The 24932-nt window shown below is 73.0% G+C and carries 16 protein-coding genes; 10 read left to right on the top strand and 6 right to left on the bottom strand.

From position 1 onward, the window contains the following. Positions 1 to 227: 227 nt before the first annotated feature. Positions 228 to 2666 carry a DNA helicase PcrA gene (gene pcrA / locus ACIQMX_RS03525; RefSeq protein WP_363067086.1) on the top strand — a complete coding sequence of 813 codons (2439 nt, stop codon included), beginning with the start codon at positions 228 to 230 and terminating at the stop codon, positions 2664 to 2666. Between the two features lie 44 nt (positions 2667 to 2710). On the opposite strand, the gene ACIQMX_RS03520 is transcribed toward pcrA, so the two are convergent. Next, entirely contained in the window at positions 2711 to 4405 is a 1695-nt protein-coding gene (locus ACIQMX_RS03520; protein WP_402474668.1) for a M23 family metallopeptidase, read from the bottom strand. Positions 4406 to 4676: 271 nt separating this feature from the next. After that, positions 4677 to 5567 carry an esterase/lipase family protein gene (locus ACIQMX_RS03515; RefSeq protein WP_402475584.1) on the bottom strand — a complete coding sequence of 297 codons (891 nt, stop codon included), beginning with the start codon at positions 5565 to 5567 and terminating at the stop codon, positions 4677 to 4679. 642 nt (positions 5568 to 6209) lie between these two features. On the opposite strand from ACIQMX_RS03515, the gene ACIQMX_RS03510 reads away from it, so the two are divergent. Beyond that, positions 6210 to 6623 (top strand): cobalamin B12-binding domain-containing protein, encoded by a 414-nt coding sequence (locus tag ACIQMX_RS03510; RefSeq protein ID WP_363072844.1) that lies wholly within the window; start codon positions 6210 to 6212, stop codon positions 6621 to 6623. Positions 6624 to 7350: 727 nt separating this feature from the next. Here ACIQMX_RS03510 and ACIQMX_RS03505 read toward each other — a convergent pair. Both ACIQMX_RS03505 and ACIQMX_RS03500 read right to left on the bottom strand, forming a co-directional pair. Next, on the bottom strand, positions 7351 to 9084 hold the full coding sequence (locus ACIQMX_RS03505; RefSeq protein ID WP_402474666.1) for a DUF5691 domain-containing protein: 1734 nt from the start codon (positions 9082 to 9084) through the stop codon (positions 7351 to 7353). A 39-nt stretch (positions 9085 to 9123) separates the two neighbouring features. Then, entirely contained in the window at positions 9124 to 10563 is a 1440-nt protein-coding gene (locus tag ACIQMX_RS03500; RefSeq protein ID WP_402474664.1) for an SWIM zinc finger family protein, read from the bottom strand. A gap of 117 nt (positions 10564 to 10680) precedes the next feature. On the opposite strand from ACIQMX_RS03500, the gene ACIQMX_RS03495 reads away from it, so the two are divergent. The 5 genes from ACIQMX_RS03495 (at position 10681) to sucD (ending at position 18029) form a co-directional block, all read left to right on the top strand. Further along, positions 10681 to 11793, top strand: a complete 1113-nt coding sequence (locus ACIQMX_RS03495; protein WP_402474661.1) for an AAA family ATPase — start codon at positions 10681 to 10683, stop codon at positions 11791 to 11793. Further along, a complete protein-coding gene (locus ACIQMX_RS03490) occupies positions 11790 to 14225 on the top strand; it encodes a DUF5682 family protein (RefSeq protein ID WP_402474660.1) in 2436 nt (811 codons plus the stop codon). Before ACIQMX_RS03495 ends, ACIQMX_RS03490 begins: the two co-directional genes overlap by 4 nt. A gap of 170 nt (positions 14226 to 14395) precedes the next feature. Beyond that, positions 14396 to 15538: a vWA domain-containing protein gene (locus tag ACIQMX_RS03485; protein ID WP_402475582.1), complete on the top strand. Its 1143-nt coding sequence runs from the start codon at positions 14396 to 14398 to the stop codon at positions 15536 to 15538. A 403-nt stretch (positions 15539 to 15941) separates the two neighbouring features. Then, on the top strand, positions 15942 to 17123 hold the full coding sequence (gene sucC, locus ACIQMX_RS03480; protein ID WP_363072836.1) for an ADP-forming succinate--CoA ligase subunit beta: 1182 nt from the start codon (positions 15942 to 15944) through the stop codon (positions 17121 to 17123). Positions 17124 to 17144: 21 nt separating this feature from the next. Then, a complete protein-coding gene (sucD, locus tag ACIQMX_RS03475) occupies positions 17145 to 18029 on the top strand; it encodes a succinate--CoA ligase subunit alpha (RefSeq protein WP_363072834.1) in 885 nt (294 codons plus the stop codon). 171 nt (positions 18030 to 18200) lie between these two features. Here the strand turns inward: sucD and ACIQMX_RS03470 are convergent, their stop codons facing one another. Then, positions 18201 to 19571, bottom strand: coding sequence for a helix-turn-helix domain-containing protein (locus ACIQMX_RS03470; protein WP_402474655.1), 1371 nt, complete (start codon positions 19569 to 19571; stop codon positions 18201 to 18203). A 125-nt stretch (positions 19572 to 19696) separates the two neighbouring features. On the opposite strand from ACIQMX_RS03470, the gene ACIQMX_RS03465 reads away from it, so the two are divergent. Further along, positions 19697 to 21382, top strand: a complete 1686-nt coding sequence (locus ACIQMX_RS03465) for a DUF6350 family protein (protein WP_402475580.1) — start codon at positions 19697 to 19699, stop codon at positions 21380 to 21382. Here ACIQMX_RS03465 and ACIQMX_RS03460 read toward each other — a convergent pair. After that, positions 21372 to 22313: a hypothetical protein gene (locus tag ACIQMX_RS03460; RefSeq protein WP_402474653.1), complete on the bottom strand. Its 942-nt coding sequence runs from the start codon at positions 22311 to 22313 to the stop codon at positions 21372 to 21374. The two genes, ACIQMX_RS03465 and ACIQMX_RS03460, sit on opposite strands and share 11 nt — an antisense overlap. 365 nt (positions 22314 to 22678) lie before the next feature. Here ACIQMX_RS03460 and purN point away from each other — a divergent pair, with 365 nt between their 5' ends. After that, complete coding sequence (gene purN / locus ACIQMX_RS03455) at positions 22679 to 23335, top strand: phosphoribosylglycinamide formyltransferase (RefSeq protein ID WP_402474651.1); 657 nt, start codon at positions 22679 to 22681, stop codon at positions 23333 to 23335. Beyond that, on the top strand, positions 23322 to 24875 hold the full coding sequence (gene purH / locus ACIQMX_RS03450; RefSeq protein WP_402474648.1) for a bifunctional phosphoribosylaminoimidazolecarboxamide formyltransferase/IMP cyclohydrolase: 1554 nt from the start codon (positions 23322 to 23324) through the stop codon (positions 24873 to 24875). Before purN ends, purH begins: the two co-directional genes overlap by 14 nt. Positions 24876 to 24932: the final 57 nt, after the last annotated feature.

The following is a 24932-nucleotide window of genomic DNA, read 5'->3' as shown; positions in this document are numbered from 1 at the left end:
GCCCGAACGAGCACGCTAGCCAACTCATGGTGCCGCTGTGAAGGTTGATGTTCGATATGCCCGATACATTTTCGTGACCTCGACGGATCGGGGCGCTGCGGAGCAGGTGGGACCCCCGGCCGCTGCACGCAGTGCGGTCCGCCGCTCGCTCTGTGTGTGCGGTCGCGGGTGCGTGGTTCGTCACTCGGGCCCGGAGTGTCAGTGCGCACGCCTAGACTCGGGAGGCGATGAGCAGCCTCTTTGACGACAGCTTCCTGGCCGGCCTCCAGCACACGGAGGAAGGGCCCCCGCCGCCCCCCGAGGACTCCGCACCCGAAGCGGTGCCGGAGGGCCTCTTCGCGGGCGTATTCGACGGCCCCCCGCCGCCCCGCGAGGCGTACTACCGCGACGGGGCCCACCGCCCGGTGATCGACGCGGCCGCGCTGCTGGACGGGCTGAACACCGAGCAGCGCGCAGCCGTCGTGCACGCCGGGTCGCCGCTGCTCATCGTCGCCGGTGCCGGCTCGGGCAAGACCCGCGTACTGACGCACCGCATCGCCCATCTGCTGGCCGAGCGCGGCGTGCACCCGGGCCAGATCCTGGCGATCACCTTCACCAACAAGGCCGCCGGCGAGATGAAGGAGCGCGTCGGGCAGCTCGTCGGACCGCGGGCCAACGCCATGTGGGTCATGACCTTCCACAGCGCGTGCGTACGGATCCTGCGCCGCGAGTCGAAGCGGCTCGGCTTCACCTCCTCGTTCTCGATCTACGACGCCGCCGACTCCAAGCGCCTCATGGCCCTGGTCTGCCGCGACCTCGACCTCGACCCGAAGCGCTACCCGCCGAAGTCGTTCACGGCGAAGGTCTCGAACCTGAAGAACGAGCTCATCGACGAGGAGACCTTCGCCGGACAGGCGGCCGACGGCTTCGAGAAGACGCTCGCCCAGGCCTACGCGCTCTACCAGTCCCGGCTGCGCGAGGCGAACGCGCTGGACTTCGACGACATCATCATGACGACGGTGCACCTGCTCCAGGCGTTTCCCGACGTCGCCGAGCACTACCGCCGCCGCTTCCGCCACGTCCTCGTCGACGAGTACCAGGACACCAACCACGCCCAGTACACGCTCGTACGGGAACTGGTCGGTCCGACCGGTCCCGAGGACGCCCCCGCAGAGCTGTGCGTCGTCGGTGACGCGGACCAGTCGATCTACGCCTTCCGGGGCGCGACCATCCGCAACATCCTCCAGTTCGAGGAGGACTACCCGGACGCGACCACGATCATGCTGGAGCAGAACTACCGCTCCACGCAGACGATCCTCTCCGCGGCCAACGCCGTCATCGAGCGCAACGAGAGCCGCCGCCCGAAGAACCTCTGGACCAACGCGGGCGCCGGCACCCGGATCACCGGCTACGTCGCGGACACCGAGCACGACGAGGCGCAGTTCGTCGCCGACGAGATCGACCGTCTGACCGATGCGGGCGACGCCAAGGCCGGCGACGTGGCGATCTTCTACCGGACGAACGCGCAGTCACGTGTCTTCGAGGAGATCTTCATCCGCGTCGGCCTGCCCTACAAGGTCGTCGGCGGCGTGCGCTTCTACGAGCGCAAGGAGGTCAGGGACGTTCTGGCCTACCTCCGCGTCCTCTCCAACCCGGAGGACACCGTCCCGCTGCGCCGCATCCTGAACGTGCCCAAGCGCGGCATCGGCGACCGGGCCGAGGCGATGATCGACGCCCTGGCGATGCGCGAGAAGATCTCCTTCCCGCAGGCACTGCGCCGTGTCGACGAGGCGTACGGCATGGCGGCCCGCTCGTCGAACGCGGTGAAGCGGTTCAACACGCTGATGGAGGAGCTCCGCACGATCGTGGAGTCCGGCGCGGGACCGGCGGTCGTGGTGGAGGCCGTCATGGAGCGGACCGGCTACCTCGCCGAGCTCCAGGCGTCCACCGACCCGCAGGACGAGACCCGGATCGAGAACCTTCAGGAACTCGCCTCCGTCGCCCTCGAGTTCGAACAGGAGCGGGCCGAGGACGAAGGCGCGGGCACGCTCGCCGAGTTCCTGGAGAAGGTCGCGCTCGTCGCCGACGCGGACCAGATCCCCGACGAGGACGAGGACGGCTCCGGTGTCGTCACGCTGATGACACTGCACACCGCCAAGGGCCTGGAATTCCCGGTGGTCTTCCTGACCGGCATGGAGGACGGCGTCTTCCCGCACATGCGGGCGCTCGGCCAGGTCAAGGAGCTGGAGGAGGAGCGCCGGCTGGCCTACGTCGGCATCACACGCGCACGCGAGCGGCTCTACCTCACGCGTGCCGCCATGCGCAGCGCCTGGGGCCAGCCCTCGTACAACCCGCCGTCGCGGTTCCTGGAGGAGATCCCGGACCAGCACCTGGAGTGGAAGCGCAAGGGCCCGATGGCGGCGCCGGCCGGACCGACGTCGGGCATCACCTCGTCGCTCTCCGCGTCCCGCGCGCGCTCCGGTCCCTCGGGCTTCGCGACCCGGCGGACCTCGGACAAGCCGACGGTCACGCTGGTGGCAGGCGACCGGGTCACCCACGACCAGTTCGGTCTGGGCACGGTGACGGCGGTCGAGGGCGTCGGGGACCAGGCGAAGGCCACGGTCGACTTCGGGGACGAGCGGCCGAAGAAGCTGCTGCTGCGGTACGCCCCGGTCGAGAAGCTGTAGCGGTACCGGGCTCTGCGGGTGGGCGGCCGCGGCCGCCCACCCGGTCAGTTCGGGTTGACGTTGTGGCTGCGGAGCCAGGGCAGCGGATCGATCGCCGCGCCGCCGCCGGGCCGGACCTCGAAGTGCAGGTGCGGGCCGGTCGAGTTGCCGGAGTCGCCGGAATGCGCGATGACATCACCGGCCTTGACCGAGCCGGACCGGATCCGGGTGCTGCTGAGATGGCAGTACCAGGTCTCGGTTCCGTCGGCCGCGGTGACGATGGCCATGTTCCCGTAGGCGGTGTTGAACTGCGTGCGCACGGTGCCGTCGGTCGCCGCCATCACCGGCGTGCCGTAGTCGACGGGGAAGTCGATGCCGGTGTGCACGGACATCCAGTTGACGCCCGCCTGGCCGAAGTACGCGCTGAGCCGGTGGTCCTTGACCGGCATGACGAACTTGGGGCGGAGCGCCTCCTTGCGGGCGGCTTCGTCCGCGCGTTTCTTCTTCTCGGCGGCCTGCCGCGCCTTGAGATCGATGCGCTCCTGCGTGCGGCTGGCGCGGTCGGCGAAGTTCTCCGCGTCGGCACTGAGGTTGGCCAGCTGGGTGTCCAGCTTGTTGTTGGCCGCGACGGGCTTGACCGTGCCGGGGTCGGCGGCCGCCATCGACGTGGTCTCGTCCTTCTTCTCCTCGCCGCCGCCCATCCCGCCCACGGAGGCCGCGGCGATGCCCGCCACGCTCATCACGCAGGCGGACGGAACGGCGACGGTGAGGAGCGCGGAACGCTTCGCGGGGGAGCGCCTGCGGCTGCGGCTCCCGCCACCACTGCGGGTGACGGGGCGGCCGACGGGGCGGTGAACGGTTGCCGGGTCGGGGTGCTGTGCGGCGGCCTCGTGGTCGTCCGGCTCGGACGCGGTGTGGTCGCCGGCCTGAGTGACCGCTGTGGCCTCTGCGGCGTCTGTGGTGTCTGTGGTGTCTGTGGTGTCTGTGACCTCGGTGGCGAGGTCGGTCTGCACGAGGCTGAACTCGGCAGTCCGGTAGGGCTCGTACGGATCGAAGGACGCCTGCGTCTGCGTTGCGTAAGGCGTTTCGTACGGTGTCTCGTACGGCTGCTCGTACGGCGTCTCGTGGGAGCTCTGCGGCTCGTACGCCTCGTACGCCTCGTCCGTCGCGTACGGATACGGGGCCGTGTGTCCGGCTGCTTCCGGCGCGGCCGCGGTGGGCGCGGATGGCGCGGTCTGCTGTGCGTACTCGGGCGTGGCGCCGGTGTTCCAGGCGGTGGCGTCGTAGGCGCCGGTGTCGTAACCCGTCGTGCCGGCGCCGGTCCACTGGCCGGTCTGCTGCCAGGTGGTGGTGTCCCACTGGCCGGAGGTGTCCGGGGCGCCGTGCTGGGCCGGGACGGTGTGGCCGTAACCGACGTCCGCCGGGATCCAGGTCGCGCCGGTGTCGTACTGCGGGCCGGGATCGTACGGGTGCTGCTGCTGGGGCTGCTGGGGCTGCTGGGGCTGCGCGGTGTAGGCCGTGTAGTCGGCGGGATGGCCGTACTCGGCCGTCGGATGCGGGCCCGTGTCCCACAGGGAGGCGTCGTGCGTACCGCTGTGGTCGGCCGTGTTGCCGCCGTACGGGGCGGTGTAGCCCGTCGTGGTGTCGTACGAGCCGTCGTAGCCGCCGGGGAGCGAGCCGAAGAGCGGGTCGCTGTCGAAGCCGCCCGTGGAGTGGCCGTCGTATCCGGCGTACCCGGCGTGGGGGTGCTGGTCGTTCACCAACGTCTCTCTCGCCTCGGCAGCAGGACCAGTGTCTCCGGGGTCCGGTGGGGGACTCCGGGGAAAGCAGTGGCCGCGACTGTACCCGGCGGTAGACGACGCCGACAATCTTCGACGGCCCCCTGCCGCTCAGGAAACGGGCAATCGGCCGTCTTTCGACGGACCGCTCACACAGCCTTGGCTCTATGTTCGAAACGCGTTCTATTTGTGGCCGGGACGGGGTGTTGACGGAAGGGGCGCGAATGCCGGATTCCGGAAGATTCGGTCGTCCTCAGGCCACGGAGGCGGTGCCCTCGGCCCCCTGGGCCGACGAGCGGGCGTCCAGCGCCTGGCGGATACCGGCAGCCACGGCGGGGTGCACGGGGAGGGCGAGGTGGCCGACGCCGCTGACGCGGACGTTGACCGCATCCAGATCCGGGTGGTCGACGCAGGCCGCCTCGACGGGGACGATCACCTGGTCCAGCTCGCTCCAGAAGCTGACGAACCGGGTACGACAGCCGGGCGCGGGAAGCCGCAGCTCCTCGATCGGCGCCGAGCCGCTGCGCATCTGGCGCACGATGGGGTGGGCGCCGGCCAGCGGGGCGACGGCGGTGCCGCCGTGCGGCGTGCCGAGCGTGACGAGCGTGCGGACCCGCCGGTCACCGCCCAGCCGCTGGACGTAGTAGCGCGCGATCAGGCCGCCCAGGCTGTGGCCGACGATGTCGACCTCGCGGTGGCCGGTGCGGGCGCAGATCTCCTCGATGTGCCGGCCGAGCAGTTCGGCAGCCGTACTGATGTCGCAGGTCAGCGGGGAGTAGTTGAGCGACTCCAGGTGGTGCCAGCCGTGCCGGGCGAGCGAGCGGCGCAGCAGGACGAAGACGGAGCGGTTGTCGATGAAGCCGTGCAGGAGTACGACGGGCGGCCGGTCGGGGTGCCCGGTGGGCAGCGCGGTGGTCCCCGCGGGAGCGGACGCGGGGGCCGGTACGGACTGCCCTGCCGTACCGGCTGCCGTTCCCGTCGCCGCTCCGGTCGCCGTGCCGGTCGCCGTGCCCGGCTCTGTGCCTGCCGCGGGGTGCCGCTCGCCGGTGATGCCGGTGGGATACAGAAGGGTGTGACCCGCGAGTACGACCAGTTCGAGCACCGTCGCCCTCATCAGGGCCGCGGACAGCCGGGTGGACGGCATCCGGACGGACGGCAGCCAGGTGGTGCCCGTACACAGCCGGCGCAGCAGCAGGGGAAGAAGGGGCAGTGCCGGGAGAACCGGCAGGGTCGGCGGGGTCTTCGAGGGCTGCGGGGCGTGTGGGGCGTGCGGGTTGGGGTGTGGGGATGTCGGGGTGTGTGAGGCGTGTGAGGTGTGTGGGGCGTGCGCTGTGTTCGGGGTGTGCGCCGTGTTCGGGGTGTGGGTGGTCTTCGGGGTCTTCACGGTCGACCTCCTGCTCGGCACCCGGGGAGGAGCGGCTCCCTGTCCCGTCTGCCCTCATGGGGCGCCTCTCGGAGGTCCGGGCCGGCCGTGGCCGTCCGGGACTCGCCGCCCGCCCGTCCGCCGGGCCACCATCGGTGACCGGCGGACGGGCGGGCGTGAGCCGTACCACCGTGCCGTGCGGCTGACGGCGCGGCGGTACGGCGACCTCGTCGCGGCTCCCCCGGCGGCCGGTCCCGCACGGCAGGGCTGCCGTGTGCTGCGGGAGCGGTGCCCGGTGAACATGTCCCACGTGTGATTTCCCCCTCCCCGCCCACCGCGAAACTGTGGCTTGCGGGATGCTGGAGATAACGTTCGTTCACATTCCCTGGCCTTCAGGCACGGGAGACGCATGTGGAGGCAGTGATGGGTGTGACCGGTCCGATCCGTGTGGTGGTGGCCAAGCCGGGCCTCGACGGCCATGACCGCGGGGCCAAGGTGATCGCGCGGGCGCTGCGCGACGCCGGTATGGAGGTCATCTACACGGGGCTCCACCAGACGCCCGAGCAGATCGTGGACACCGCGATCCAGGAGGACGCCGACGCCATCGGCCTCTCGATCCTCTCCGGTGCGCACAACACGCTCTTCGCGAAGGTGATCGAGCTGCTGAAGGACCGCGACGCGGCCGACATCAAGGTCTTCGGCGGCGGCATCATCCCGGAAGCCGACATCGCCCCGCTGAAGGAGCAGGGTGTCGCGGAGATCTTCACGCCGGGCGCGACGACGGTCGCGATCGTCGACTGGGTCAACGCGAACGTCCGCCAGCCGGCGGAGGCATAGGACACGGCCCGGACTGCACGGACCCGGACACCCTGGGCCGTGCGGTCCGGGCCCTGCCCCGGGTCTTGCGGTCCGGGCCTCCGCCCCGGGCCTTGCGTCCGTGCCTCCACCCCGGGCTCTCGCCTCGGGCTCTGCGGTCCGTGCCTCCGCCCCGGGTCTTGCGTCCGTGTCTCCGCCCCAGGCCCGGCGGTCCGCGGTGGCCTGCCCCGGGCCTTGTGGTCCGGGCCTCCGCCCCGGGTCTTGCGTCCGGGCCTCCGCCCCGGGCCCGGCGGTCCGCGGTGGCCTGCCCCGGGCCTTGCGGTCCGTGCCTCCGCCCCGGGCCTTGCGGTCCGTGCCTCCGCCCCGGGCTCGGCGGTCCGGGCCTCCGCGCCAGGCCCTGAGGGGTCCGGGCCGGACCGAGGACTGCGGTCCGGGCCCGGACCGGTCCGGGACTGCGGCGCCGTGCGGTCCGGCTTCGTCCGCTTTCTGCGGGCGCCCGGTCGTACGGGGCGCTCCGGGCGGTGCGCCTGCCCCCCCGGGCAGGTTGCGGTGCTCCTGGCGGTACGCGTGCCACCGGTGGTGGGCGGTGCTGCGGGCGGTACGGGAGATCCCGGTGGCTGGCGGTGCTCCTGGCGGTACGCGGTGCTCCCGGTGGTAGGCGGTACGCGGTGCCCCGGGCAGGGCACGCTCGGCCTGCCGCCGGGCGATGTCCGGCGACCGCGTCCGGCGACCGCTCCTCACCGCTGCCTCAGCGGGTGGCCGGTATCAGCTCCCTGTCCATCGCCGCGCGCAGCCGCAACGTGGAGACCAGCCGCTGGAACGCCTCCGACCAGTAGCCGTTCGCACCCGGCGAGGCGTCCGCGGGTTCGTCGGGTGTCGTGGTGAGGACCTCCAGCCGGTCCGCCTCGGCCGGGTTCAGGCAGCGCTCTGCGAGGCCCATCACCCCGCTGAAGCTCCAGGGATAACTGCCCGCGTCCCGGGCGATGTCGAGGGCGTCCACCACGGAGCGCCCCAGCGGCTCCGCCCACGGCGTCGGGCAGACCCCCAGCAGCTGGAAAGCCTCCGACAGGCCGTGGGCCGCGATGAACCCGGCCACCCAGTCGGCCCGTTCGGTGCCGGGAAGAACGGCGAGCAGCTTCGACCGCTCGGCGAGCGACGCCGTACCGGGCCCGTTCGACGGTGGTGTGGAGGGGGCGCCGAGCAGCGCCCGCGCCCACTCCGCGTCGCGCTGCCGCACGGCAGCCCGGCACCAGGCCGCGTGCAGTTCCTCGCCCCAGCCGTCGGCCACGGGCAGGGCCACGATCTCCCGCGCACCACGGCCGCCGAACCGTGCCGGCCAGACGGACAGCGGGGACGACTCCACCAACTGGCCGAGCCACCAGGACCGTTCGCCGCGCCCTGAGGGCGGCAGCGTCACCACCCCGTCCCGTTGCATCGCCGCGTCGCATTCGTGAGGGGCCTCCACGGCGACGGACGGCCCGGTACCGGTGAGACCCGGGCTCACGCACGACAGGGCCCGGGCGGCCATCCGTCGGGCCAGTGCCGATCCGGGCAGTGCGGACAGCAACTCGGCGGCCGTGGCGCGCACGTTGCGGCTGCGGTCGGCGAGGGCCTGCTCCAGGAACTCCTCGTCGGCCCCGGACAGCCCGGTGCGCAGCGAGTCGATGAACATCAGCCGGTCCTCGGCCCGCTCCGTGGACCAGGTGGTGGCCAGCAGGGCGAGGGCGGCGTCCGCCTCATGCGCCCGTACGGCGGACAGGAGAGCGACGCGTTCGGCGAACAGGCCCTCCTCCCACAGGCGGCGCACCGCCTCCCCGTCCGTCACGTCGGGCAGCAGTGCGCTGCCGGACGCACCCCGCAGCGCGAACTTCCAGTCGGGGTTCAGCCCGGCCAGCCACAGCCCGCGCGGCCCGGCGAACGTCAGGGCCTGGGGCCGCAGATCGGTGCGCGCGCGGGCCGCGTCCAGAAGGGGCGGCAACGCGGCGTCCGGGGCCCGGTAGCCGTGCAGATTGGCGGTGGCGAGCCACTGCGGGATCAGCTCCGTGAGGTCGGGCGCCGTGCCACGCCTGCCACCCGAGCCGCCCGGCGCCGCCCGGTCCGCGAGCAGCTGTGCCAGCCGGCTCCGGGCCGCCTCCGGCAGCGCCGGCCGCGGGTCGGCGGGCGCGGGATTCGGCCGGGGCGCGGCGGGGGCGGGCAGCAGACCCGCCCGGCGCCGCACCGTATGCAGCGCGGCAACGTCCAGCAGCGCGGCCGCGGCGGCGTCCGGACCGGTACCGGAGGCGGCCCCGGGCGGACGGCGGTCCGTGCCGAGCAACGCCGAGGTGACGAGCTCCTCCCACGGCGTGGACACCGGCCCCACGGCGGGTCCGTCGGACGATGAACCGCTCGGGGACGCAGCCGGGGACACCGGCCCGGTCATGGTGGCGAGCCCGGCCGGGTGCCGAGTCGTGGACGCGGTCGTGGGCGGGGTGGTGCGAGGCATCGCTCCTCCTCCAGGGTCAGATGAGCGGCACGGTCAGGGTCAGATGAGCGGCACGGTCTCGGCGGCGGCGTCCGCACGGTTGCGCAATGACGGATCGGCTGACGCGGCGCCGCCACCGCCCTCGTGTCCGCCCTCGCTTCCGGGGGGCCACGCCGCCAGCGGGTCGAAGCCGCGGTGGCCGCACTCCCCGAAGACGGTGACCGGGCCACCGCCGGAGAGCGCGACGAGCTTCCACAACGCCGGACGGGACAGCGCGGCAGCGGCGACGGGCAGCGCGTCATCGCCCTCCGCGTCCACCAGCTGCCAGCCGTCCGCGGACGGCACGGGTATGACATCGCGCAGCGTCACCGGCCAGGACTCCAGCCACGGGTCGTCGCCCAGTGCCCTGCCGTACGCGGCGATCGCCCCGCCGACCGTGACGCCCGGGGGCGGTGGCCCGGCCGGCACGGGAGGGCCGAACTGCTCGCCCAGCTCCGCCCGCAGCTGTCCGGACCCCGGGAAGTGGGTGACCCCGGCATCGAGCGTGACGCCCACCGGCAGGGCCAGGGCGGGGGAGCGGCCGGCGGCCCCGAAGGACAGCAGCAGCGCGAAGCGGCCCGAGTCCCTGCCGTACAGCCAGACGCGACGCGTGACGATCTTGCCCTCGGGTGTGTCGTACTGCGCGAGGACCAGCCAGCGATCACGGACCGGCGGCCCCTCCGCGGCGGCCGTCAGACCCACACGGGTACGGACCGTCGCCGCCAGTGGCTGCGGAAGCCGGTCGATGCCCAGCCACGCAGTGTCCAGCAGATGGAGCAGGGCGCACTCCTCCAGCAGCCGCACCGGCCAGCCGGGGCCGGAGGCCGGGATCGCACCCAGCTCCCGGACCCGGCCCGCCAGACCGGGTGCCTGTGCGTCGACCATGCGGGCGGCCGTCTCCTCCCACAGCCCGTACCCCGACTGTTCGGCCGCGGCCAGCCCGCCGCGCAACAGGTCGGTCAGGCGCCGCTCCAGCTCCTGTGCGCCGCCACCGATCCGCTCCGCCCGGCGCTCGGCGCGGCGCCGGGCGGCCTCGGGATCGGCCGGGCCGCCGCCCGGAGCCTCTTCCCTGGCGCGGGCGCGGGCGCGCCGGCCCGTCAGCCATTCGTCCGCCCAGTCCGGCGGATCGCCGGCCGACGCCACCGGTCCGCCGGACGCGATGAGCAGCAGCAGTCCCAGCGCGTGCTTGCACGGGAACTTACGGCTGGGGCAACTGCACTTGTAGGCAGGGCCCGTGGTGTCGATCACCGTCCGGTAGGGCTTGCTCCCGCTGCCCCGGCACAGCCCCCACACCGCGCCCGCACCATCGCCTCCGGTGTCCGACCACGGACCGGCCGAACTCAGCTTGTTGCCCGCCTTGTGTGAAGCGTCGTCAGGAGCCAGGGCCAGGACCTGCTCCACCGTCCAGCGCGCCGCCGGAGCAGCGGCGCCCAAGGGTTCTCCCCCGTCAGTCAGCAGCATGGGAACGACGTTAGGTCGCACCACTGACAACTGCCCCTGACCTGCGGGAAGGCCGATTGTCAGTGCCATGGTGCACCGTGGGAACCACACCAGGCCGACCGATCTGGAGGGGGATCCATGACCGTGTCCGAAACCATCGCAGCCACCGGCGCCGAAGTCCTGCGCCCGCATGCCGAGGACGCCTTCGCCGACGAGCTGAAGGCACTCGCCGCAGCCGACGACCGCCCGCGCCCCGAGCGTTGGCGCCTGTCTCCGTGGGCCGTCGCCACGTATCTGCTCGGCGGCACCCTGCCCGACGGCACGGTGATCACACCGAAGTACGTGGGCCCGCGCCGCCTCGTCGAAGTCGCCGTCACCACGCTCGCCACCGACCGCGCACTGCTGCTCCTCGGCGTGCCCGGCACCGCCAAGACCTGGGTGTCCGAGCACCTCGCGGCCGCCGTCAGCGGAGACTCGACCCTCCTCGTCCAGGGCACGGCGGGCACACCCGAGGAAGCCGTCCGCTACGGATGGAACTACGCACAGCTGCTCGCGCACGGACCCAGCCGCGACGCGCTGGTGCCCAGCCCGCTGATGCGGGCCATGTCCGAGGGCATGACCGCCCGCATCGAGGAACTCACCCGCATCCCCGCCGATGTGCAGGACTCGCTCATCACGATCCTGTCGGAGAAGACCCTGCCGCTGCCCGAACTGGGCCAGGAGGTCCAGGCCGTCCGCGGTTTCAACGTCATCGCCACGGCCAACGACCGCGACCGCGGGGTCAACGAACTGTCCAGCGCGCTGCGCCGCCGCTTCAACACCGTGGTGCTGCCGCTGCCCGCCACGCCCGAGGCGGAGGTCGACATCGTCTCGCGCCGCGTCGACCAGGTCGGGCGCTCGCTCGACCTGCCGCCCGCGCCCGACGGCCTCGCGGAGATCCGCCGCGTGGTCACGGTCTTCCGCGAACTGCGCGACGGAGTCACGACCGACGGCCGGACCAAGCTCAAGTCCCCCTCGGGGACCCTGTCCACGGCCGAGGCCATCTCCGTCGTCACCAACGGACTCGCTCTCGCCGCCCACTTCGGCGACGGTGTACTGCGCCCCGGGGACGTCGCCGCCGGCATCCTCGGCGCGGTCGTCCGCGACCCGGCGGCCGACCGTGTGGTCTGGCAGGAGTATCTGGAGACCGTGGTCCGCGAGCGGGACGGCTGGAAGGACTTCTACCGCGCCTGCCGTGAGGTCTCCGTATGACCACCGCGCGCCCGGCGGGGCCGCTGCTGCTCGGGGTGCGGCACCACGGCCCGGGGTCCGCCCGCGCCGTCCGGGCCGCCCTGGACGCGGCCCGCCCGCAGGCGGTGCTCATCGAGGGCCCGCCCGAGGGCGACGCGCTGCTGCCGCTCGCCGCCGACGAGCAGATGCGGCCGCCCGTCGCCCTGCTGGCCCATGCGGTGGACGACCCGGGGCGGGCGGCGTTCTGGCCGCTCGCCGCGTTCTCGCCCGAATGGGTCGCGATCCGCTGGGCCCTGGCACACGGCGTCCCGGTCCGCTTCATCGACCTGCCCGCGGCCCACTCCCTGGCCCTCGCGGAGGAGGGCGAGCGGGAGCGCCACCCCGGCCCGGACGAGGAGCGCCGCCCCGGCCCGGACGAGGAGCGCCGCCCCGGCCCGGACGAGGAGCGCCGGTCCGTTCCCGTCGACCCGATCCGGGTGCTGGCCGAGACGGCGGGGTACGACGACCCCGAGCGCTGGTGGGAAGACGTCGTGGAGCACCGCGTCCCCGGCCCGCCGGGCGCCGCGGCCGCCGACCCGCTGGCCGCCTTCGCCGCGCTCGGCGAGGCGATGACGGCCCTGCGCGAGGCATACGGGGACGGTGGACACCCCCGGGACGCGGTCCGGGAGGCGTACATGCGCGTCCAGCTCCGCGCCGCGCGCAAGGAGTTCGGCGGTGCCTTCGCCGTGGTCTGCGGCGCCTGGCACGTGCCCGCACTCGAAGCCAGGACGACACAGACCGCGGACCGGGCGCTCCTCAAGGGCCTTCCCAAGGTCAAGACGGAGCTGACCTGGGTGCCGTGGACCCACCGGCGGCTCGCCCGGCACAGCGGATACGGGGCCGGGATCGACTCGCCGGGCTGGTACGAGCATCTCTTCGCCTCCCCGGACCGCCCGGTCGAACGCTGGATGACCAAGGTCGCCGGACTCCTGCGCGACGAGGACCGGTTCGTGTCCTCCGCCCACGTCATCGAGGCGGTCCGGCTCGCCGACACCCTCGCCGCCATGCGGGGCCGGCCGCTCGCCGGACTGAGCGAGACCACCGACGCCGTACGGGCCGTGATGTGCGAGGGCTCCGACGTGCCGCTCGCCCTCGTCCGGGACCGCCTGGTCGTCGGCGAGACACTCGGCGAGGTGCCGGACACCGCCCCCGCCGTACCCCTGCAACGCGACCTCACCCGACAGCAGCGCACCCTCCGCCTCAAACCGGAAGCCTCCGAAAGGGAGTTGGAGCTCGACCTCCGCAAGGAGACCGACGCGGCACGCAGCCGGCTCCTGCACCGGCTGCGCCTCCTCGGCATCGGCTGGGGCGAACCCGCCGCGGGCCGGGGGAGCACCGGCACCTTCCGGGAGAGCTGGCGGCTGCACTGGGAGCCCGAGCTGTACGTACGGGTCGCGGAGGCGGGCGTCTGGGGCACCACCGTGCTCTCCGCCGCCACGGCACGGGCGGAGTCGGACGCCCTGGCGTCCACCGCGCTCGCCGAGGTGACGGCCCTGGCCGAGCGGTGCCTGCTCGCGGGACTGACGGAGGCGCTCCCCGTCGTGATGCGGGTCCTCGCCGACCGGGCCGCGCTCGACGCCGATGTCGGCCACCTCGCGGACGCCCTGCCGGCCCTGGCCCGCACCCTGCGCTACGGAGACGTCCGTGCCACGGACACCGCCGCGCTGGGAGAGGTCGCGGCCGGACTCGCGGAGCGGATCTGTGTCGGACTGCCGCCCGCCTGCACCGGGCTCGACGCGGACGGGGCCACCGCCCTGTGCCGTCAGGTGGACGGCGTCCACACGGCGATCGGGCTGCTCGCCGGCGCCGTACCGGCCGACGCGGACGGGCTGCGCGCCCGCTGGAGGTCGGTGCTGCACCGGCTCACCGCCCGGGACACGGTCGCCGGCGTGATCCGCGGCCGGGCCGCCCGGCTCCTGCTCGACGACGGACACCTCGCACAGGACGAGGCCGCCCGGCTGATGGGCCTCGCCCTGTCGCCCGGCACACCGCCTGCCGACGCCGCCGCGTGGATCGAGGGCTTCGTCGGCGGCGCGGCCGGCGGCGGCATGCTCCTGGTCCACGACGAACGGCTGCTCGCCCTGGTCGACTCCTGGCTCACCGGCGTCCCCGCCGGCACCTTCACCGACGTACTGCCCCTGCTGCGCCGCACCTTCTCGGCCTACGAGCCGGGCGTGCGGCGCACGCTGGGCGAACTCGTCCGGCGCGGCCCGGACGCCGGCACGGGCCCGGGCACCGGAGCGGTTCCGGGCCGCGAGTCCACGGCGCCCGGATTCGGACCCGCCCTCGACGCGGCGCGTGCGGACGCGGTGGTGCCGGTGCTGCGCCTGTTGCTGGGCCTCGATGCCGGGACGAGGGCGGCGGAGACATCCGAACAGCACGAGGAACGGGAACGGCTGGAGGCGACGGGATGACGGCAGCGAACGGCACAGGTGCGGGGAACGGCGCAAGGGACGGCGCGACGCCAGGATCGGTGGACGGCGCGACGCCCGGATCGGCGGACGGTGCGGTGGACGTGGCGGCGGCGACCGCGGCAACGCCGCAGGCCGTCACCGGTCACGAGGAACGGCTGCGACGGTGGCGCATGGTGCTGGGCGCGGACAGCGCCGAGAGCACCGGATGCACCCTCACCGGCCGCGACGCCGCGATGGACGGCGCGCTGACCGCGCTCTACGAGGGCGGCGGCAGGTCCGGCGGCCGGAGCGGCGGTGGCCGGTCGGCCGGACTCGGCGCCTCCGCCCCGTCCGTGGCCCGCTGGCTCGGCGACATCCGTACGTACTTCCCCACGTCCGTCGTCCAGGTCATGCAGCGTGACGCCATCGACCGTCTCGGCCTGTCCGCGCTCCTGCTGGAACCGGAGATGCTGGAGGCCGTCGAGGCGGACGTGCATCTCGTCGGCACCCTGCTCTCGCTCAACAAGGCCATGCCCGAGACGACGAAGGAGACGGCACGGGCCGTTGTGCGCAAGGTCGTCGAGAAGCTGGAGAAACAGCTCTCCACCCGGACCCGGGCCACGCTCACCGGCGCACTGGACCGTTCGGCGAAGGTCACCCGCCCACGGCACCACGACATCGACTGGGACCGCACCATCCGGGCCAACCTCAAGAACTACCTCACCCTCCCGGGCGAGGACGGGGCCGGCACGATCGTCCCCGAACGCCTCATCGGCTACGGGCGGGCCGCGCAGTCCGTGAAGAAGGACGTCATCCTCTGCATCGACCAGTCGGGTTCGATGGCGGCGTCCGTCGTGTACGCGTCGGTCTTCGGCGCCGTCCTCGCCTCCATGCGCGCGCTGCGGACCAGACTCGTCGTCTTCGACACGGCGGTCGTCGACCTCACCGACCAGCTCGACGACCCCGTCGACGTGCTCTTCGGCACCCAGCTCGGCGGCGGTACGGACATCAACCGGGCACTCGCCTACTGCCAGTCCAGGATCACCCGCCCCGCCGACACCGTCGTCGTGCTCATCAGCGACCTCTACGAGGGCGGGATCCGCAACGAGATGCTCAAACGGGTCGCCGCGATGAAGGCGTCCGGCGTGCAGTTCGTGACCCTGCTCGCCCTGTCCGACGAGGGCGCGCCCGCCTACGACCGCGACCACGCTGCGGCCCTGTCCGCCCTGGGCGCTCCCGCCTTCGCCTGTACGCCGGACCTCTTCCCGGACGTGATGGCGGCCGCCATCGAGAAGCGGCCCCTGCCCATACCCGACAAGGAGCCCTCCCGGTAGAAGGAGCCCTCTCGGCAGAAGGCGATTCGCGTCACTCCCGGGCGGAGGGCGCGCAGTCGGCGCGAGGTCCGCGGAGGATCGCGTTCCGTGGTCGGCCCGCACGGCCCGGGCCCTGCGGGGTCCGGGCGGCAGGAGGCCGCCCGGCCCGCGGGCGACTCCCTGTCGCCCGGTCCGATCTGTCCACTGCGACCAGGCCACCAGCGTGATCTGTGACCGTAATCACCGCCCAGGTGTGATCTGCGATTTAGGGTCATGCGGGGCTCGGGGATAACCTGCGAGACGGACATGCCGCGTATTCGGTCACCGTGTGCGCTTTCCTTGTGACAGAGCAGTCACGTTGCCCCTCGCGGCACGCCCACGCAGAAAACCAACCGCGAGACCATTTGATAAGGGACGGACGCGCGTGGACCTGTTCGAGTACCAGGCGAGGGACCTCTTCGCCAAGCACGGTGTACCGGTGCTGGCCGGTGAAGTGATCGAGACGCCTGAGGCAGCCCGCGAGGCGACCGAGCGGCTGGGCGGCAAGTCCGTCGTCAAGGCGCAGGTGAAGGTCGGTGGCCGCGGCAAGGCCGGTGGCGTGAAGCTCGCCGCCGACCCCGACGAGGCGGTCGCCCGGGCGACCGACATCCTCGGCATGGACATCAAGGGCCACACGGTCCACAAGGTGATGATCGCCGAGCTGTCGCCGGAGATCGAGGCGGAGTACTACGTCTCGTACCTCCTGGACCGCACCAACCGCACCTTCCTGGCCATGGCCTCGGTGCAGGGTGGCATGGACATCGAGGAGGTCGCGGAGAAGACCCCCGAGGCCCTCGCGAAGGTCCCGGTCAACGCCGTCGACGGCGTGGACATCGTCAAGGCCCGCGAGATCGTGGCCCAGGCGAAGTTCCCGGCCGACGTGGCCGAGGGTGTCGCCGAGGCCCTGGTGACCCTGTGGGACACCTTCGTCGCCGAGGACGCCCTCCTCGTCGAGGTCAACCCGCTGGTGAAGACCAAGGACGGCCGGATCCTGGCGCTGGACGGAAAGGTGTCTCTCGACGAGAACGCCGACTTCCGTCAGCCGGGTCACGAGGCGCTCGAGGACAAGGCCGCAGCCAACCCGCTCGAGGCTGCCGCCAAGGCCAAGAACCTCAACTACGTCAAGCTCGAGGGCGAGGTCGGCATCATCGGTAACGGTGCCGGTCTGGTCATGTCGACCCTGGACGTCGTCGCGTACGCCGGTGAGAACCACGGCAACGTGAAGCCCGCCAACTTCCTCGACATCGGTGGCGGCGCCTCCGCAGAGGTCATGGCGAACGGCCTGGAGATCATCCTCGGCGACCCGGACGTCAAGTCCGTGTTCGTCAACGTCTTCGGTGGCATCACCGCCTGCGACGAGGTCGCCAACGGCATCGTCCAGGCGCTGGAGCTGCTCAAGACCAAGGGCGAAGCGGTCACCAAGCCGCTCGTCGTGCGCCTTGACGGCAACAACGCGGAGCTGGGTCGCAAGATCCTTTCCGACGCCAACCACCCGCTCGTTCAGCGCGTGGACACCATGGACGGCGCGGCCGACAAGGCCGCCGAGCTCGCTGCGGCTGCGAAGTAAGGAAGAGGGACTCAGACCACCATGGCTATCTTCCTCACCAAGGACAGCAAGGTCATCGTCCAGGGGATGACCGGCTCGACGGGCATGAAGCACACCAAGCTCATGCTCGCCGACGGCACCAACATCGTCGGCGGCGTGAACCCGCGCAAGGCCGGCACCTCCGTCGACTTCGACGGCACCGAGGTACCGGTCTTCGGCTCCGTCGCCGAGGCGATGGAGAAGACCGGCGCGAACGTGTCCGTCCTCTTCGTGCCGCCGGCCTTCTCGAAGGCCGCCGTCATCGAGGCGATCGACGCCGAGATCCCGCTCGCCGTCGTGATCACCGAGGGCATTGCCGTCCACGACTCGGCCGCCTTCTGGGCGTACGCCGGCGCGAAGGGCAACAAGACCCGGATCATCGGCCCGAACTGCCCGGGTCTCATCACCCCCGGCCAGTCCAACGCCGGCATCATCCCGGGCGACATCACCAAGCCCGGCCGCATCGGTCTCGTGTCGAAGTCCGGCACGCTGACCTACCAGATGATGTACGAGCTCCGTGACATCGGCTTCTCCTCCGCCGTCGGCATCGGTGGCGACCCGGTCATCGGTACGACGCACATCGACGCCCTCGCGGCGTTCGAGGCCGACCCCGACACCGACCTCATCGTCATGATCGGCGAGATCGGCGGCGACGCCGAGGAGCGCGCGGCGGACTTCATCGCGAAGAACGTCACCAAGCCGGTCGTCGGCTACGTCGCGGGCTTCACCGCCCCCGAGGGCAAGACCATGGGCCACGCCGGCGCCATCGTCTCCGGCTCCTCCGGCACCGCGCAGGCGAAGAAGGAGGCCCTCGAGGCCGCCGGCGTCAAGGTCGGCAAGACGCCGACCGAGACCGCCAAGCTGGCGCGCGAGATCCTCGGCGCCTGACGCCTCACCGCGTCGGAGCACCACCGCAGGAACGCGCCACCGCACGGACGCGGGCCCGTACCCCGATCAAGGGGTACGGGCCCGCGTCGTTGTGTGCCGGGTCAGACGAAAGCGTTCCGGATCAGCCGGCCGGAGGGTTCAGCCGGCCCGGGGGACCGGCCGGCCGGGGGTTCAGCCGGCCCGCGGGACCAGTCGGCCCGGACCGCGGACCAGTTCCCCGCCGAGCTTCTTCTGCAGCTTCTTGTCCTGCGGCGTCAGCTTCTGCGGACCACCGAGCGGAGGCACTCCCTCCACCCTCTGCGGGGGCGACTGCGGCGTCTCGTACCGGGTCGGCGCCGTCGCCAGGGTGATCAGCGTCAGACCGATCAGCAGCACCGTGAACGCGATGGCGGCCCGGGTCCAGAGCTGCGCCTTGCGCTCGCTGCCCGTCCGGATCAGATCGGGCACCGGGAGCGAGGACGCCGGCTGGGCGAGGGCCAGTGCCCCGAGGTGCTCGTGCAGCAGCGCGGACTGCTCGGCGGGGGTCGAGGACTCCGCGAGTCCGGGAAGTCGCCCGGCGACGGCGGCCCGGGCGTTCACCAGCCGCCCGGCCGCTGCCGGAGTGCTGGCCTCCGTCTCCGCCGCGGTCTCGGGCAGCCCCAGACCCACCCCGTCGTGCAGCAGCAGGGTGCGACGGTACGAGGGCGGCAGGGCGAGCAGCGCGTCGAGCAGGGCACGCGGGCCGGGTGCCTCGGGCGGCGGGTCCGGGTGGCGGTGCTCGCGGCGCAGCCGGTGCCACGGCGACATCGCGTGCTCATGGGCGGCCGCCCGTACCCAGCCCACCGGATCGCGGTCCACGGCGACCTCCGGCCAGCGCTGCCAGGCCAGCTCGAAGGCCTTGCCGACGGCTTCCCGGGAGAGGGCGCGACGTCCCGTCAGCAGGTAGGTCTGCCGGTAGAGCGCGGCGGCGGTGTGCCGGTACAGCGCGTCGAACGCCTCGGCGGGGGAGAGCCCGGAGCCTTCGCCCGCCTCCGCCTCCGCCCCGCCGCCCCCGTCCGCCTCGACGGCCCCGCCGCCTCCGTCCGCCTCGACGACTTCCGGCGCCTGTGCGGTGGTGGCGGGCTCGGTCGGGTCCATGGCGTCGCTCCCGGTGGCTTCGACGGGGATCGGCGGGAGGGGCTCGGCCGAGGGTGGCGAGGGCGGCTCGGCGGCCTTCGTGGTGTCGGGCGCGGCGGCTCCCGACTCCGCCGGAGTGGCTTCGGCCGGCCGGGTCCGGCTTGCGGAGGCGGCTCTCGGCGGGTTGTTCGGGGTTGCCGGCTTGACGGGGGAGGGGCGCGAAGTGGACCGGGCGCCGCCGGTCCCGATCAGTCGCGCGTACACCTCGCGCTTGCGTCCGCGCGGGCTGGTACGGCCCGTCTCCCAGGCCCGGACCGTGGCCGGCGTGACCCCCACGGCCGCCGCGACCTGCGCTTCACTCAGCGACTTCGCCTCCCGCAGCCTGCGCCGCTCCTTGGGCGAAGGGAGCGGCGGGGAGGCGGACGTGCCGGTGGTGCTCTGGGTCATGAGGGCTCCCTGACCGGCCTGCACTGGGTGAAAAAGTACATAAACGTATATTGAGCGACACAACGGCCGTTCGCCCGTTACACGAAATAGGCGCGTGTCGTTGGGAGCATGACGACGTGACCCAAATGACCCAACGCGGCCCGTCGTTGTCGGCAGAGCACGGACGGTCCGCCGTCCAGGCCCGGGCGCTGCTCCGCGGGGCGGTCGCGGCAGGGCTGAGCCTGGGCTCCGTCGCCGTGCTCGTCGTGGTGCTGTGGATCAGCTCCCCGGACCCCGACAGCAGCCCCGGCGAGGCGTTCCACGCCGCGGCCGGTCTCTGGCTGCTCGCGCACGGCGCCGAACTCATCAGAACCGACACCCTGACCGGGGCCCCGGCCCCCGTCGGCGTCGTTCCGCTGCTGCTCACCGCCCTGCCGGTCTGGCTGGTGCACCGGGCGGCCAGGGACGTGATGGAGCCCGAGGAAGGGCGCGGCGCTCCCTCGGCCCAGGGCGCATTCGCCCTGGTGACGGGCGGATACCTGTTGGTCGGGACGGCTGTGGCGCTCTATGCCCGGGGGTCCTCGCTGTCCGCGCGGCCGCTGTCCCTCATGTTCCCGGCGGCGCTCGTGGTGGCGGGTGCGGCCGCCGCCGGGGTGTGGACGGCCTCGGGGCGGCCGCTCGGACCGCCGCCCTCGTGGGCGCCGGTGCGGCTGCACGAGGCGATGGCCCGCTCCCGGTTCACGCGGCGCGCGGAGGCGGTGGGCCGGTCCGCCGTCGCCGGGGTCGCGGTGCTGCTGGGCGGCGGCGCGCTGGTGGCCGCGGCGGCGCTGGTCTTCCACGCGGAGCCGGTCCAGGAGTCCTTCCTGCGGCTCTCCGGCGACTGGGCCGGGCGGTGCGCGGTGCTTCTGCTGGCCCTGGCGCTGGTGCCGAACGCGGCGGTGTGGGGTGCGGCGTACGGGCTCGGTCCCGGATTCGCGCTCGGGACGGCGTCGACGGCCGGCCCGCTCGCCTTCACGGGAGCCCCGGCGCTGCCCGACTTCCCGCTGCTCGCCGCGCTGCCGCCGCAGGGGTCGGGGTCGGCCCTGAACTGGGCGGTCGCGGCGGTACCGGTCGTGGCGGCGGTGACGGTGGCCTGGTTCACCGTGCGGAGGGCGGCGCCCGCCCACGGTGAGCGCGAGGAGGCGTGGAGCGTGCGGGAGACGTGCCTCGTCACCGCGCTGGCGGCGGCCGGCTGCGGCATGGGCACGGCCCTGCTGGCGGCGGCGGCCGGCGGTCCGCTCGGGACCCACGCCCTGGCACGGTTCGGCCCGGTGTGGTGGCTCACCGGCGCGGCGGCCCTCGCATGGACGGCGGCGCTCGCCGTCCCGGTGGCGCTGCTGCTGCGGGCCTGGCGGCTGCGCGGTCGTACGCCGACCGGAACGGAGACCGCCGAGGCGCAGGACGTGGCGTCGCGCGGTACGGGCCGGGCGACGGAGCCCGGGGACCCGGCGGAAGGCGTGAGCGGGAAGGCCCGGCGGAGCTGGTGGCCGAGGCGCAGTGCCCGGCCGCAGGACCCCGGAGCGGCGGAGGCGGCCCGCGTCTCCGTGCCCCGCCCGGCCGGTCCGCGTCCGGGCGGCGTGGACGACGAGTTCGAGGCGTACGACTTCCTGCCGACCGACCCCTGGCACGCGAAGGCGCCGATCGCACCGGCGACACCGACTGCGTCGGCGACACCGACCGCGCCGGCGACACCGACCGCACCGGCGGCATCAGCCGCGCCGGAAACGGACCCCGCACCGTCCGGACCGGCCGCGCCCCTGGGCCCGGCCGGTCCGCAGGACGCTAGTTCTTGACGCCGAAGAGGGGTTCCAGCGGCTTCGGGAGCAGGTCGTTGCAGGTCAGCTGGCCCGACTTGGTGAGGGCGTCGTTCACGCAGGTGTAGTAGTCGCGGTAGACCAGCTGCACCGTGAAGGACGTCGCGACGATCAACAGGGCGATCAGTCCCGTCACCAGGCCACTGACCGCGGCCGTCGTCTGCTGCCGGCTGCCGCGCTGGAGGTAGTTCGTGCCCTGCGGAGCCGCCGCGGCCGTGGCCCCCGTGGCGGGCGCCGGTGCCGACGCGGCGTCGTGGACCTGCGCGGCGGCGGCCGTGCCGGGAGCCCCGGTGGGACCGGCCGACTCGCCCGGAGCCGTCGGCTTGGCCCGGAGCGCGCTGATCGACCAGTAGGTCGCGAGCGCGCCGAGCAGCAGCGCGATCTCCGGGAAGTCGAAGAGCGCGAAGAAGAAGGCCCACATGCCGGAGAGCAGTGAGTAACGGGCCCGGCGCTGGACCGGGTCGGTCGGGTCCCAGCGCAGACCGCCGCGGGGGCCTTCCGGGCCGCCCTGGCCGTTCGGCCCGCCGGGTCCGGTGGGCCGGCCGCCGAAGTTGCCGTCCTGGCGCCCCGGCTGGTGGCTGCTCCACTGGCTGCCCCAGACGGGCCGGCTGTCGGAGGACCCGCCCTCCGGCGCGTCCCCGGAGTCGCCGTTGTCCTCGCCGTCGGCGGGGTGGCGCGGTTGCCACGGCTGGTCGGGGCGGCCCTCGGGCGGCGGAGCGAACGGGTTGTCGTCCTGCGGACCGGAGGATCCGGCCGGCGACGAGGAGGACGACGGGGAAGACGGAGAGGGAGTGGAGGAGGAAGACGACGAGGAGGGGCCCGGCGTGGGGGACTGGCGTTCCCGCATCAGCAGTGGGGACCGCTCGGGCAGCGGATGGCGGAAGGCGGTGCGGCGGCGTCGGTCCGGCATATGGTGAACGTCTTCCCCATCTCGTCATTTCCGCCCGGTGGACGGTTCGCTGTCCCCTGACGCTACCCTCCGGCGCGGAGGGGCCGAAAGCTGGGCGTACAGGCGTGGTGGCCGACAGCTGCCCTACGGACCGCCCGCCCCTGCCGGGCCTGCGGCCACCGGCCTCCCACCCCCGTCAGACGAGGCCCTCCCGAGGTGCCGGTATCGTTGCTGACGGTCGGCTCGTTCGTAGAGTTCCCCGTATCGGGGGGCGTGATTCTTTCGTACGACCGCACAAACAGCATGGCCGTCGTGCCGCCGGTCCCGCAATGCGGCGGGTGGTGCGGCCGTTTCGAACTGCTCCACACGCGAGAAAGGGCCCAGCCGTGGCCTCCCCGCTCTCCTCCGCCGGACCGGCCCGCCTGGTCGTCCTGGTCTCCGGCTCCGGTACGAACCTCCAAGCCCTGCTCGATGCGATCGGCGACGACCCCGAGGGGTACGGCGCCCGGATCGTCGCGGTGGGCGCGGACCGGGACGGCATCGCCGGACTGGAGCGGGCCGAGCGGGCCGGGCTGCCCACCTTCGTGTGCCGGGTCAAGGACTACGGCACGCGCGCGGAGTGGGACGCGGCGCTCGCCGCGGCCACCGCGGAGCACCGCCCGGACCTCGTCGTCTCCGCGGGCTTCATGAAGATCGTGGGCAAGGAGTTCCTCGCCGGATTCGGCGGCCGGTTCATCAACACCCACCCCGCCCTGCTCCCCAGCTTTCCCGGGGCCCACGGTGTCCGCGACGCGCTCGCGTACGGCGTGAAGGTCACCGGGTGCACCGTCCACTTCGTCGACGACGGTGTCGACACCGGTCCGATCATCGCGCAGGGCGTGGTCGAGGTGACCGAAGAGGACACTCCGGAGGGCGAAGCGGCCCTCCACGAACGCATCAAGGAAGTCGAGCGCAAGCTGCTCGTCGAGGCCGTGGGGCGGCTCGCCCGTGACGGCTATCGCATTGAGGGACGAAAGGTTCATCTCGGTCATGTCGGTGAATAAGCCCATCCGCCGCGCCCTGGTCAGTGTCTACGACAAGACGGGGCTCGAAGACCTCGCCCGCGGTCTGCACGAGGCGGGTGTCGAGCTGGTCTCCACCGGCTCCACCGCCGGGAAGATCGCTGCCGCCGGAGTACCGGTCACCAAGGTCGAGGAGCTCACCGGCTTCCCCGAGTGCCTCGACGGCCGCGTCAAGACGCTGCACCCGCGCGTCCACGCCGGCATCCTCGCCGATCTGCGCCTGGACACCCACCGCGAGCAGCTGGCCGAGCTCGGCGTGGAGCCGTTCGACCTGGTGGTCGTCAACCTCTACCCGTTCAAGGCGACCGTCGCCTCCGGCGCCTCGGACGACGAGTGCGTGGAGCAGATCGACATCGGCGGCCCGTCGATGGTCCGCGCCGCAGCCAAGAACCACCCGTCGGTCGCCGTCGTCACCAGCCCCGAGCGGTACGCCGACGTCCTCGCCGCGGTCGCGGCGGGAGGCTTCGACCTGACCGCCCGCAAGCGGCTCGCCGCCGAGGCGTTCCAGCACACCGCCGCCTACGACGTGGCCGTCGCCTCCTGGTTCGCCGACGGCTACGCCGCCGCCGACGACTCGGGCTTCCCCGACTTCTTCGGTACGACGTACGAGCGCGAGAACGTCCTGCGCTACGGCGAGAACCCGCACCAGCCCGCCGCGCTGTACACCTCCGGCACCGGCGGCCTCGCCGCGGCGGAGCAGCTGCACGGCAAGGAGATGTCGTACAACAACTACACGGACACCGACGCCGCGCGCCGGGCCGCGTACGACCACGCCGAGCCGTGCGTCGCGATCATCAAGCACGCCAACCCGTGCGGCATCGCGATCGCCGACGACATCGCCGAGGCGCACCGCAACGCGCACGCCTGCGACCCGCTGTCGGCGTACGGCGGCGTCATCGCCGTCAACCGTCCGGTGACGGTCACCATGGCCGAGCAGGTCGCGGAGATCTTCACCGAGGTCATCGTCGCCCCGGCGTACGAGGACGGCGCCGTCGAGGTCCTCACCCGCAAGAAGAACATCCGCGTGCTGCGCTGCCCCGACGCCCCGTCCGCCGAGGTCGAGGTCAAGCCGATCGACGGCGGCGCGCTGCTCCAGGTCACCGACCGCCTCCAGGCCGAGGGCGACGACCCGGCCAACTGGACGCTGGCCGCGGGCGATGCGCTCTCCGCCGAAGAGCTCCGGGAGCTCTCCTTCGCGTGGAAGGCGTGCCGCGCGGTCAAGTCCAACGCGATCCTGCTCGCCAAGGACGGCGCCTCGGTCGGCGTCGGCATGGGCCAGGTCAACCGCGTCGACTCCGCGAAGCTCGCCGTCGAGCGGGCGGGCGAGGAGCGGGCGCGGGGCGCGTACGCGGCCTCCGACGCCTTCTTCCCCTTCCCCGACGGGCTGGAGATCCTGACCGCCGCCGGTGTCAGGGCCGTGGCCCAGCCGGGCGGTTCGGTCCGCGACGAGCTGGTGGTCGAGGCCGCGAAGAAGGCGGGCGTGACGATGTACTTCACGGGTACGCGCCACTTCTTCCACTGATCCCACGACGAAGGGCCGTAACCCGGCGCGATGCGCGCCGGGTTACGGCCCTTCGTG

It is taken from the genome of Streptomyces sp. NPDC091416 (assembly GCF_044756845.1).
Taxonomy (GTDB): domain Bacteria; phylum Actinomycetota; class Actinomycetes; order Streptomycetales; family Streptomycetaceae; genus Streptomyces.
This window is presented reverse-complemented; position numbering and strand designations above follow the sequence as displayed.

What these genes read in the sequence shown, in the direction of transcription:
- ACIQMX_RS03495 (WP_402474661.1), top strand. Translation starts at nt 10,681, where the DNA reads ATGACCGTGTCCGAAACCATCGCAGCCACCGGCGCCGAAGTCCTGCGC.
- purH (WP_402474648.1), top strand. Translation starts at nt 23,322, where the DNA reads ATGTCGGTGAATAAGCCCATCCGCCGCGCCCTGGTCAGTGTCTACGAC.
- ACIQMX_RS03465 (WP_402475580.1), top strand. Translation starts at nt 19,697, where the DNA reads ATGACCCAACGCGGCCCGTCGTTGTCGGCAGAGCACGGACGGTCCGCC.
- ACIQMX_RS03515 (WP_402475584.1), bottom strand. Translation starts at nt 5,567, where the DNA reads ATGCCGTCCACCCGGCTGTCCGCGGCCCTGATGAGGGCGACGGTGCTC.
- pcrA (WP_363067086.1), top strand. Translation starts at nt 228, where the DNA reads ATGAGCAGCCTCTTTGACGACAGCTTCCTGGCCGGCCTCCAGCACACG.
- ACIQMX_RS03490 (WP_402474660.1), top strand. Translation starts at nt 11,790, where the DNA reads ATGACCACCGCGCGCCCGGCGGGGCCGCTGCTGCTCGGGGTGCGGCAC.
- ACIQMX_RS03485 (WP_402475582.1), top strand. Translation starts at nt 14,396, where the DNA reads ATGGTGCTGGGCGCGGACAGCGCCGAGAGCACCGGATGCACCCTCACC.
- ACIQMX_RS03500 (WP_402474664.1), bottom strand. Translation starts at nt 10,563, where the DNA reads ATGCTGCTGACTGACGGGGGAGAACCCTTGGGCGCCGCTGCTCCGGCG.
- sucD (WP_363072834.1), top strand. Translation starts at nt 17,145, where the DNA reads ATGGCTATCTTCCTCACCAAGGACAGCAAGGTCATCGTCCAGGGGATG.
- ACIQMX_RS03505 (WP_402474666.1), bottom strand. Translation starts at nt 9,084, where the DNA reads ATGCCTCGCACCACCCCGCCCACGACCGCGTCCACGACTCGGCACCCG.
- ACIQMX_RS03460 (WP_402474653.1), bottom strand. Translation starts at nt 22,313, where the DNA reads ATGCCGGACCGACGCCGCCGCACCGCCTTCCGCCATCCGCTGCCCGAG.
- ACIQMX_RS03470 (WP_402474655.1), bottom strand. Translation starts at nt 19,571, where the DNA reads ATGACCCAGAGCACCACCGGCACGTCCGCCTCCCCGCCGCTCCCTTCG.
- ACIQMX_RS03510 (WP_363072844.1), top strand. Translation starts at nt 6,210, where the DNA reads ATGGGTGTGACCGGTCCGATCCGTGTGGTGGTGGCCAAGCCGGGCCTC.